This window comes from Pseudomonas sp. KK4, from assembly GCF_001984065.1.
Lineage (GTDB): Bacteria > Pseudomonadota > Gammaproteobacteria > Pseudomonadales > Pseudomonadaceae > Aquipseudomonas.
On record NZ_LYVP01000157.1, the window covers coordinates 1 to 9,716 of the forward strand.

The window sequence follows — 9,716 nt, forward strand, 5'->3', positions numbered from 1 at the left end:
CAATGTTGTTTGATACACCGCATTCGCGAGCAAGCCCGCTCCCACATTGGAATGTATTCGCCGCTCTAGCGACCGAGATAAACCTCGATCACCCGCTCATTGTCCTGCACCTGCTCCAGCGCTCCTTCGGCCAGCACGCTGCCCTGGTGCAGCACGGTGACGTGGTCGGCGATGGAGCCGACGAAGCCCATGTCGTGCTCCACCACCATCAGCGAATGCTTGCCCGCCAGGGTCTTGAACAGTTCGGCCGTGAACTCGGTTTCGGCGTCGGTCATGCCCGCCACCGGCTCGTCGAGCAGCAGCAGTTGCGGGTCTTGCATCAGCAGCATGCCGATTTCCAGAAACTGCTTCTGACCGTGGGATAACAGGCCCGCCGGGCGATTGACCGAGGTGGTCAGGCGAATGGTCTCCAGCACTTCGCTGATGCGATCCTTCTGTTCACCACTGAGGCGCGCCCGCAGGCTGGCCCACACGGACTTGTCGGTTTTCTGCGCCAGTTCCAGGTTTTCGAACACCGTCAGCGCCTCGAACACCGTCGGCTTCTGGAACTTGCGGCCGATGCCGGCCTGGGCGATCTGCACTTCGCTCATCTGCGTCAGGTCCAGGGTTTCGCCGAACCAGGCCTTGCCGTGGCTGGGGCGGGTCTTGCCGGTGATCACGTCCATCAGCGTGGTCTTGCCCGCGCCATTGGGGCCGATGATGCAGCGCAGTTCGCCGACGCCGATGTACAGGTTAAGGTTGTTCAGGGCACGGAAGCCGTCGAAGCTGACGCTGATGTCTTCCAGGGTCAGGATGGTGCCGTGGCGGGTATTCAGCCCGGGACCGACACGCTGACCCAGGCCGATGGCGTCACGGCTGGTGCCCGCATCCTTGTTCGGTTGCGGTGGATAAAACGCCGGCTCGAGCATGAATTCAGCCGTTGCAGTCACTCTCATGATTCACCTCGTTTCTTCAGCAGGCCGATCACGCCCTTGGGCAGGTACAGGGTCACGACAATGAACAGCGCGCCGAGGAAGAACAGCCAGTATTCGGGGAAGGCCACGGTGAACCAGCTCTTCATGCCGTTCACCACGCCAGCGCCGAGCAGCGGGCCGATCAAAGTGCCGCGACCACCCAACGCCACCCAGACCGCGGCTTCGATGGAGTTGGTCGGCGACATTTCACTGGGGTTGATGATGCCGACCTGTGGTACGTACAGCGCGCCGGCCAAACCACACAACACCGCGCTCAACACCCAGACGAACAGCTTGAAACCGCGCGGATCGTAGCCGCAGAACATCAGGCGGTTTTCCGCATCCCGCAGCGCGGTCAGCACCCGGCCGAACTTGCTTTGCGCCAGGCGCCAGCCGATGAACAGGCTCGCTACCAGCAGCAACACCGTGGCGAAAAACAGCGCCGCGCGGGTACCCGGTTCAGTGATGCCAAAGCCAAGAATCGTGCGGAAATTGGTGAAGCCGTTGTTGCCGCCGAACCCGGTTTCGTTGCGGAAAAACAGCAGCATCCCGGCGAAGGTCAGGGCCTGGGTCATGATCGAGAAATACACGCCCTTGATCCGCGAGCGGAAGGCGAAGAAACCGAACACCAGCGCCAGCAAACCCGGCGCCAGCACCACCAGGCACAGGGTCCAGAGGAAGCTGCTGGTGCCGGTCCAGAACCAGGGCATCTCGGTCCACGACAGGAACGTCATGAACGCCGGCAAGCCATCGCCCGAGGCCTGGCGCATCAGGTACATGCCCATCGCGTAACCGCCGAGGGCGAAGAACAGGCCATGGCCGAGGGACAACAGGCCGGCATAACCCCACACCAGGTCCAGCGCCAGGGCGACGATGGCGTAGCAGAGGATTTTGCCCACCAGCGTCAGGGTGTAGGCGGAGACGTGCAGCGTGCTGTCCGGGGACAACAGCGACAGCAGCGGCAAGGCCAGCAGCAAGGCGAGAATCACCGCGCCGACAGCGAGCGTGACTTTGGGGCCGGCCTTTTGGGTGGCCGTGACCATCAGGGGCTGGTTCATCAGTCGATCACCCGTCCTTTCAGTGCGAAGAGGCCTTGCGGACGTTTCTGGATGAACAGAATGATCAGCGCGAGGATGAGGATCTTGCCGAGCACCGCACCGATCTGCGGTTCGAGAATCTTGTTGGCGATGCCCAGGCCGAAGGCGGCGAGCACGCTACCGGCCAGTTGCCCGACGCCGCCGAGCACCACCACCAGGAACGAGTCGATGATGTAGCTCTGGCCCAGGTCCGGACCGACGTTGCCGATCTGGCTCAACGCCACGCCACCGAGGCCGGCGATCCCCGAACCTAGACCGAACGCGAGCATGTCGACGCGACCGGTAGGCACGCCGCAGCAGGCGGCCATGTTGCGGTTCTGGGTGACGGCGCGCACGTTCAGGCCCAGGCGCGTCTTGTTCAGCAGCAGCCAGGTCAGCGCCACCACGAACAACGCAAACGCAATGATGACGATGCGGTTGTACGGCAGCACCAGGTTCGGCAGCACCTGGATGCCGCCGGACAGCCAGGCCGGGTTGGCCACTTCGACGTTCTGCGCACCGAACACCAGCCGCACCAATTGGATCAGCATCAGGCTGATGCCCCAGGTAGCAAGCAGGGTTTCCAGCGGGCGGCCGTAGAGGTGGCGAATGACGGTGCGTTCCAGGGCCATGCCGATGGCGGCGGTGACGAAGAACGCCACCGGCAATGCAATCAGCGGATAGAACTCGATGGCCTGCGGTGCGAAGCGCTGGAACATCAACTGCACCACATAGGTCGAGTAGGCGCCGAGCATCAGCATCTCGCCGTGGGCCATGTTGATCACGCCGAGCAGGCCGAAGGTGATCGCCAGGCCCAATGCCGCCAGCAGCAGGATCGAACCGAGGGACATGCCGCTGAAGGCCTGGCCGAGCATTTCGCCGACCAGCAGTTTGCGTTTGACTTGGGCCAGGCTGGTCTCGGCGGCGGTGCGCACGGCGGCGTCGGTTTCAACGCCGGGGTCGAGCAGGCTTTCCAAGCGCGTGCGGGCCAGCGGATCGCCGGTTTCACCGAGCAGGCGTACGGCAGCCAGGCGCACAGCCGGGTCGGTGTCCACCAACTGCAGGTTGGCCAGGGCCAGGCTCAGGGCGGCGTGGACGCTTTCGTCTTGTTCACCGGCCAGTTGCTGGTCGAGGAATTTCAGCTGCGCCGGTTTGGCGCTTTTCTGCAATTGCTGCGCGGCACTCAAGCGGACCTTGGGGTCGGCGGCGAGCAACTGGTGGCTGGCCAGCGCGGTGTCGATCAGGCCCCGCAGGCGGTTGTTCAGGCGCAAGGTTTTCGGCTGGCCATCGACGGTCAATTCGCCTTGTTGCAAGGCGTTGATCAGTTCGATGCGCGCCGGATCGGGCTGCGCGGCCCAGGCTTCGAGCAGCTTGGCTTGCTGCACGGGATTGGCGGCGACGAAGTCTTCGGCGTCGCCGGCGTGGGAGGCCATCGGCAACAGGAGCGCGAGGGCCAGAAGAAATCGATAAAGGGCGGTGGGCATATGTTCGGCCTTGCGCGGACTAAATGTGGGAGCGGGCTTGCTCGCGAAGAGGCCAGCACATTCGATATCGCTGCTGGCTGACACACCGCATTCGCGAGCAAGCCCGCTCCCACAGGGGATTTGTATCGGGCCTGAACAAGGTGTTCAGGCCCGACATCCAGTGGCTTAGTTGCTCTTCACCGCATACTCCGGCTTCTTGTCGTTGCCCGGGATGAACGGGCTCCACGGCTGGGCGCGGATCGGGCCTTCGGTCTGCCAGACGACGTTGAACTGACCGTCGGCCTGGATCTCGCCGATCATCACCGGCTTGTGCAGGTGGTGGTTGGTCTTGTCCATGGTCAGGGTGTAGCCCGATGGTGCGGCGAAGGTCTGGCCGCCCAAGGCTTCGCGGACTTTGTCCACATCAGTGGACTTGGCTTTTTCCGCTGCCTGCGCCCACATGTGGATGCCGACGTAGGTGGCTTCCATCGGGTCGTTGGTCACGGCTTTGTCGGCGCCCGGCAGGTTGTGTTTCTTCGCGTAGGCCTTCCAGTCATCGACGAACTTCTTGTTCACCGGGTTCTCCACCGACTCGAAGTAGTTCCACGCCGCGAGGTTGCCCACCAGCGGTTTGGTGTCGATGCCGCGCAGCTCTTCTTCGCCCACCGAGAACGCCACCACAGGCACGTCTGTGGCTTTCAGGCCCTGGTTGGCCAGCTCTTTGTAGAACGGCACGTTGGAGTCGCCGTTGACCGTGGAGATGACGGCGGTCTTGCCGCCGGCCGAGAATTTCTTGATGTTGGCGACGATGGTTTGATAGTCGCTGTGACCGAACGGGGTGTAGACCTCTTCGATGTCCTTGTCGGCCACGCCTTTGGAATGCAGGAACGAACGCAGGATCTTGTTGGTGGTGCGCGGGTAGACGTAGTCGGTGCCCAGCAGGAAGTAGCGCTTGGCGCTGCCGCCTTCTTCGCTCATCAGGTACTCGACGGCAGGGATCGCCTGCTGGTTGGGCGCGGCTCCGGTGTAGAACACGTTTGGCGACATCTCTTCGCCTTCATATTGCACCGGGTAGAACAGCAGGCCGTTGAGTTCTTCGAACACCGGCAACACCGATTTGCGCGACACCGACGTCCAGCAACCGAACACCACCGCGACCTTGTCCTGGGTCAGCAGCTGCCGGCCTTTCTCGGCGAACAGCGGCCAGTTCGACGCCGGGTCCACCACCACCGGCTCCAGCATCTTGCCGTTCACGCCGCCCTTGGCGTTGATCTCGTCGATGGTCATCAAGGCCATGTCCTTGAGCGACGTTTCGGAGATCGCCATGGTCCCGGACAACGAATGCAGAATCCCCACCTTGATGGTTTCAGCGGCCTGGACCGTCCAGGTCATGCCCATCGCGGCGATACTGGCCGAGAGTGTGAAAGCCTTGATCAAACTGCGACGCTTCATTGTGCGATCTCCATGAACGTATGAATTTTTCTGGGTGGCAGATGCGGACTACTGAAGGGGGTTTTGCAAGGGCTGTGCCCGGTCGGGCAAAGGCAGGGAAATGTCGTTCCAGAGCGGTTGCCAGGATTGACGTTGCACCACGAAGGAACGTATCTGGCGCATTGGTGCGCAGCGCTGCGCCACATTGGAGCGGGCAATGATGATCCATTGTGGGAGCGGGCTTGCTCGCGAATGCGGTGTGTCAGGCACACATAGGGCGACTGGCACACCCCATTCGCGAGCAAGCCCGCTCCCACAGTGTTGAGTGGTGTGTCAGCGGCGGCGCATGAGGCCGATGAAGAATAGGCCGCCGATTGCAGCGGTGGCCACGCCGATGGGCAGGTCTTCCGGGGCGATCAGGGTTCGCGCGGCGACGTCGACCCAGACCAGAAATACGCTGCCGAGCAACGCGCACACCGGCAGCAAGCGACGATGCTCGGCACCGACCAGCCGCCGGGCAATGTGCGGCACCATCAGCCCGACAAAACCGACCGAGCCGCTGATCGAGACCAGCACGCCCGTCATCAGCGAGGCGATGACGAACACACGCAAGCGCACGGCGCGAGCATTCAGCCCAAGGGTCACTGCGGTCTGCTCTCCGGCCATCAACGCATTCAACGGTCGGGCCATGCCCAGCAACAACGCCAGCCCCAGCATCACACTGACAGTCGGTACCGCGAGCAGCTCCCAGCGCGCCAGTCCGAGGCCGCCGAGCATCCAGAACATCACCGCCGAACTGGCCCTGTGGTCGCCCATGAACAGCAGCAGGTTGGCGATCGCCATCATCACGAACGACACCGCCACGCCGCACAGCAACAGGCGATCGCTGTCCAGGCGACCGTGGCGGCTGGCGATCATCAGCACCGCCAGCATGCTCAGCAATGCGCCGATGAACGCGGCGATGGGCAAGGTCAGCAAGCCGACGATTTCACCGACATGCAGCACCACGATCACCGCGCCCAACGTCGCGCCGGAGGTGACCCCGAGCAAATGCGGATCGGCCAGCGGATTGCGCGTGACCGCTTGCAGCACCGCGCCGATCAACGCCAGCCCGGCGCCGACCAACGTGCCAAGCAGCATGCGCGGCACCCGGATCAGCCAGACGATGTGTTCCTGCCCGGCGCTCCAGTCCGGCACACCCAGGCCGAACAGCTTGTGCAGCAGGATCCGCCCCACCACGTCCACCGGCACCCGCGCCGGGCCGAAACCCAGCGACACCACGCACGACACCAGCAACAGCGCGCCGAGGACGATCAGCCACACGGCGTAGTGACGATTGATCATCCGCCGTGAAAACCCTTGGCCAGGGTCTGCACCGCCAGCACGTTATCGATGCCTGGCGTGGCCTGCACATAAGGGATGACGATGAAGCGCTGATGCTTGATCGCGTCCACCGATTGCAGCGCCTTGTTGCTGCGCAGGAAATGGATTTTCTGTTCAGCGCTGACTTCGCCGTAATCGACGATCACGATCACCTGCGGGTTGCGCTCGACCACGTTCTCCCAGTTGACCCGGGTCCAGCTCGCCTCGACATCGTCGAGCACGTTGCGCCCGCCGGCGGCATCGATCAGTGCCTGGGGCATGCCCAGGCGGCCCGAGGTCATGGCGCGGTCTTCACCGCTGTCGTAAAGGAACACGCGCGGTTTGTCGGCGGGCAGGGTTTTGCCAAGGTCGGCGACCTTGTTCTGCATTTCGCTGATCAGGGCGTTGGCACGATCCTGCACGTCGAAGATTTTCCCCAGGTTGCGCAAGTCGTTGTAGGTGTCTTCCAGGGTGGCCGCCGGGCGCTTCATCACGAAGGCGCAGGACTCGGTCAATTCATAGACATTGATGCCCAAGGGTTGCAGGGTCTGCGGCGTGAGGTCGCCGCCCACGCGCATGCCGTAATCCCAACCGGCGAAGAAGAAATCGACGTTGGCGTCGAGCAGGGTTTCCACCGACGGGTACTTGGCCGCCAGTTCCGGCAAGCCGTCGAGGATGCCCCGCATCTGTGGCGTTACCGCGTTCCAGCCGGACACGCCGCTGTAGCCGGCCATCTGTGGTCTCAGGCCGAGGGCGAGCATCATCTGGGTCATGTTGATGTCGTGGCTGACCGCGTGCCTGGGCGCTTGCTGGAAGGTCACCTCGCGGTTGCAGCTCTGGATCGTCAAGGGGTAGTGCGTGGCGTCGGCCAACGCCTGGGCGCTGCCCAGCAACAGGGAAATGGACAGCAGGGAACGCAGGATCATGATTGGGTTATCCAGGTGATTCGGGGGTAGCCGTGCAAGGGGTGTTCGTCGATCAGCGCTTCGACGCCGAAGACGTTGTACAGCAGGGTGGTGGTCAGGACTTCCTTCGGCGTACCGCTGGCGACGATGCGGCCGTGGTTGATCACGTACAGACGATCACAGAAAGCGGCGGCCAGGTTGAGGTCGTGGATGCTCGCAAGGGTGGCGATCTTCAGGCGTTTGACCCGTTGCAACAGCTGCAACTGATAGCGCGGGTCGAGGTGGTTGGTCGGCTCGTCGAGGATCAGCAGTTGCGGTTGCTGGGCCAGGGCGCGGGCGAGGATCACCCGCTGTTTTTCACCGCCGGAGAGGGTGCTGAAGGCGTGGTCTTCGAAGCCTTGCAGGCCGACCGATTCCAATGCATGGCGGGTGAGATTTCGGTCTTCGGCCGTGACACCGTCGAACAGGCCTTTGTGGGGTGTGCGGCCCATGGTGACCACCTCGTCGACGGTCAGGCCGAAGGCGTCGGGGAATTCCTGCAGCACCACGGCGATGCGTTGTGCGCACCAACGCGAGGACTGCTGCCAGACATTGTGGTGATCGAGCCGGACTTCGCCGCTCTGCGGTTTGCTGAAGCGCCAGGCGCAGCGCAACAGACTGGTCTTGCCGCTGCCGTTGGGGCCGATCAGGCCGACGAATTCACCGGCGGCAACGTGCAACGAAGCGTCGCGCAACTGGAACTGGTGATGACAGTGGCCGTGGCCCAGGGGGGACCAGGTGAGGTGGGTGAGGTTAAGCGAGGTCATGCTTTGCTCTGGATGTGCGGTGATGCGGCTGACGCCATCGCGAGCAAGCTCGGCTCCTACAGGGATCGTGTCTGCGTACGACACAAATCCTGTAGGAGCCGAGCTTGCTCGCGATGAGGCCCTCAAACCAAATGAAAAACCCGCAGCCCTTACCTTCATGGTATTGGCTGCAGGTCGGGCAGACGCGCAAAGTCTACAGATCCCTCTAAACCGCGCATCTCGCCTGTTTCATGATGAAGTTGAAGCACTCTCAGTTTGCCGGGTGAAGCGCGACAGCCACAGCTTGTCGAGCAGCCAGACCACCACCAGTGAAGCCCCCACCAACGGGAACGCCACCGCCAGGGCAAACATGATGACCATGGCAGTTTTCCATTTCGGCAGGTCGTGACGCAGCGGTGGGACGCCGAATTTGCCTTGCGGACGACGCTTCCACCAGATCACCACGCCGCTGACGGCGCTGAGCAGGATCATCATGCAGATCAGCAATACGACGATCTGGTTGAAGGTGCCGAACATCTTGCCTTCATGCAGCATCACGCCGATTTCCGTGGCGCGGGCGACGGTACCGTACTGCTCGAAGCGCACATCGGCCAGGACCTTGCCGCTGTATTGATCGACATGCAGGGTGGCGTCGTTGCGCGGGTCGTCGGCGAATACGGCGATGGTGAACACGCCGGTGGCGGTTTTCGGGAAGGTGATGCTGTAACCGGGCTCGACCTTGTTCTGCACGGCGATGTTCTGCACGTCTTGCAGGCTGATGGTCGGCGCGGCAGGGCCGGCTTGCGCGCCCTGGTGAGCCATGTGTTCGGCATGGTCGCCGGACATCGGCATCGGCGTGTTTTCCATCGCCCAGGGCACGGTCTGACGGTGAGCTTCATTGAGGCTGCGCGCTTGGGCATCGGACGTCGGCACGTTGTCCCACATGGCGGCCGGGAAGACGTTCCACACCCCGGCGTATTGCTGGCCCCAGAAACCGGTCCAGGTCATGCCGCTGAGCAGCATCACCAGCAACAACGAGGCGCCCCAGAAACCGGTGACCGCGTGCAGATCGCGCCACAGCACCCGGCCGCGACTGCTCAGACGTGGCCACAGAATGCCCGCGGCCTGGCCGCGGGGCCACCACAGGAACACCCCGGAAACGACCAGCACCACGCCCCAGCCGGCGGCCAGTTCCACCAGGCGATCGCCGACGGTGCCGATCATCAGTTCGCCGTGGATTGCCCGGGCGATGGCCTGCAGGTTTTTCTTGGCGTCCTGTTCGCCGAGGATTTTGCCCTGGTACGGGTCAACGAATACGTTCAGTTCCTTGCCGCTGTCGAGCACCACGAACTGCGCACTGCGCTCGGCGCTGACCGGTGGCAGGTACTGCTTGATCGTGCCTTGCGGATAGGCGTCCTTGACCCGCTTGAGCAAGTCATCGGCGGCCATGCTGTGATGGCCGGCCGGAACGTTGAGCAGGTTGCTGTACATCAGGTTGTCGAGTTGTGGCTTGAACAGGTAAATGGTGCCGGTCAGGGCCAGCATCACCATGAACGGCGCCACGAACAGGCCGGCATAGAAATGCCAGCGCCAGGCCAGGTTGTAGAAATTCACTTTGGGCTGTTTCATCACGTGTGCTCCGCGAGGGCTCGGATCTTTTGGTTATGGGTTGGCGGGCTTACGTGATGATGGGCGGGGCGCGGGTGCGGGCGCCGGGAAAGAGGGCCGGCCGGGCGTGGCC

The 9,716-nt window shown here is 63.0% G+C and carries 8 protein-coding genes; all 8 read right to left on the reverse strand.

Annotation, left to right across the window (positions count from 1 at the left end):
- Positions 1–65 precede the first annotated feature (65 nt).
- Positions 66–935 carry an urea ABC transporter ATP-binding protein UrtD gene (gene urtD, locus B0W55_RS27045; RefSeq protein WP_077048970.1) on the reverse strand — a complete coding sequence of 290 codons (870 nt, stop codon included), beginning with the start codon at positions 933–935 and terminating at the stop codon, positions 66–68.
- Entirely contained in the window at positions 932–2,011 is a 1,080-nt protein-coding gene (gene urtC / locus B0W55_RS27050) for an urea ABC transporter permease subunit UrtC (RefSeq protein WP_077048971.1), read from the reverse strand. The genes urtD and urtC overlap by 4 nt, the downstream gene beginning before the upstream one ends.
- On the reverse strand, positions 2,011–3,513 hold the full coding sequence (gene urtB, locus B0W55_RS27055) for an urea ABC transporter permease subunit UrtB (RefSeq protein ID WP_077048972.1): 1,503 nt from the start codon (positions 3,511–3,513) through the stop codon (positions 2,011–2,013). The genes urtC and urtB overlap by 1 nt, the downstream gene beginning before the upstream one ends.
- Positions 3,514–3,678: 165 nt before the next feature.
- The gene (gene urtA, locus B0W55_RS27060; protein ID WP_077048973.1) at positions 3,679–4,944 is read right to left on the reverse strand and encodes an urea ABC transporter substrate-binding protein; all 1,266 of its coding nucleotides are present in this window, start codon (positions 4,942–4,944) and stop codon (positions 3,679–3,681) included.
- 312 nt (positions 4,945–5,256) lie between these two features.
- Entirely contained in the window at positions 5,257–6,267 is a 1,011-nt protein-coding gene (locus tag B0W55_RS27065) for an iron ABC transporter permease (RefSeq protein ID WP_077048974.1), read from the reverse strand.
- Entirely contained in the window at positions 6,264–7,211 is a 948-nt protein-coding gene (locus tag B0W55_RS27070; RefSeq protein ID WP_077048975.1) for an ABC transporter substrate-binding protein, read from the reverse strand. Before B0W55_RS27070 ends, B0W55_RS27065 begins: the two co-directional genes overlap by 4 nt.
- Positions 7,208–7,996 (reverse strand): ABC transporter ATP-binding protein, encoded by a 789-nt coding sequence (locus B0W55_RS27075; RefSeq protein WP_077048976.1) that lies wholly within the window; start codon positions 7,994–7,996, stop codon positions 7,208–7,210. The genes B0W55_RS27070 and B0W55_RS27075 overlap by 4 nt, the downstream gene beginning before the upstream one ends.
- A 228-nt stretch (positions 7,997–8,224) precedes the next feature.
- Entirely contained in the window at positions 8,225–9,604 is a 1,380-nt protein-coding gene (locus B0W55_RS27080) for a PepSY domain-containing protein (protein WP_077048977.1), read from the reverse strand.
- Positions 9,605–9,716 lie beyond the last annotated feature (112 nt).